The organism is Paenarthrobacter sp. YIM B13468, assembly GCF_042788025.1.
In the GTDB taxonomy this organism is placed as follows: domain Bacteria; phylum Actinomycetota; class Actinomycetes; order Actinomycetales; family Micrococcaceae; genus Arthrobacter; species Arthrobacter aromaticivorans.
Genome location: NZ_JBHZPI010000056.1, coordinates 1 through 1,290 on the forward strand (window position 1 = coordinate 1; position 1,290 = coordinate 1,290).

Consider the following 1,290-nt stretch of genomic DNA (forward strand, 5'->3'; position numbering starts at 1 on the left):
GGGTTATAGGACAAAACGTGTGTATTGGTTGGGCCTGCTTTCCAGCGCTGGCGGGCGAATTCCGGGATAGCTAAGCTTTTGGAGCTTAGGGTGGCTGGGGTGCTTGCATATCTGGGGAATGTTTGGTCTGCGGCCAGACGCTGGTACGGAACGGGAAAACGGCAGCGGGCAAACAGCGCTACCGGTGCCTGAACTGCGGGGCGAGCCGTTCCGGTCAACGTCCGGATGTCAGCCGTCGCGCTGAGCTGGAGGCGTTTCTTGGTTGGTTGTTAGGCACTTCAGGCCAGTCGTCGCTGACCATGTTCGGCACGGCCCGGTCCTTCCGACGGCGCACGGCCTGGTGCTGGAACATCGCCCCGCGCATTCCCGTGACCGGGGAGGTCCATGACCAGATCCAGGTCGATGGGATCTTTGTCGGGTCGTGGTGCTGCCTGATCGCTGTTGCCGGTGATTACGTGCTTGGCTGGCAGTGGTGCGACACCGAGAAAAAGGCCGCGTGGGCGGCGCTGCTGCAACGGTTCCCTGCCCCTCGCGTGGTGATCACTGACGGCGGTTCGGGGATCGCCGCAGCCCTGTCGGAGTGCTGGTCAGAAACCGCGGTCCAACGGTGTCTGGTCCATGTCCAACGCAATGTCCGGACCTACCTGACCAGCCGGCCCCGAACGGATGCGGGCAAAGCATTGCTGCGGCTGGGACGGGCGTTGACCAGGATCAAAGCCCCCGCCGAAGCAGCCGCCTGGCTCGCGGGTCTCAATGACTGGCATCAGGAACACGGGCATCTGGTCAAGGCCCGCACCTACCGCACCGCTACGGCCATGGCTCCGGGATGGGTCCGGGCCAACCAAACCTGGTGGTACACCCACGACAGACTCCGCAAGGCCTACCGGCTGCTGGAACGACTCGGCCAAGCCGGGACCCTCTTTACCTATCTGCAGGCTGAATACACCGGACTGGATATCGCCTCGACGACCAACCGGATCGAAGGAGGCACCAACGCGCAACTCCGATTGATCCTGCGGGCCCACCGGGGCATGAGCGAGGACCACCAAAAACGCGCCATCGAGTGGTACCTCTACCTCCACAGCGACCAACCCCGGCCCCCGGCGAAGCTCATCGAAAACCGGCACTACAAACCCGGCAGGACCAACGCCAGCACAACCACAGAACCGGAGCCCGGCCCCGAGATCTACAGCACCGGCCTCAGCCCCGATGAAGGCCTCTGGCACCGCGCAGGCTGGGCCGGACGATCATGACACACCCGGGATTTACACACGTTTTGTCCTATAACCC

The 1,290-nt window shown here is 63.5% G+C and carries 1 protein-coding gene; it reads left to right on the forward strand.

All coding sequences use genetic code 11. From position 1 onward, the window contains the following. The first annotated feature begins 122 nt into the window (after window positions 1–122). Window positions 123–1,253: an IS1249 family transposase gene (locus ACFX4T_RS25580; protein WP_223945982.1), complete on the forward strand. Its 1,131-nt coding sequence runs from the start codon at window positions 123–125 to the stop codon at window positions 1,251–1,253. Window positions 1,254–1,290: the final 37 nt, after the last annotated feature.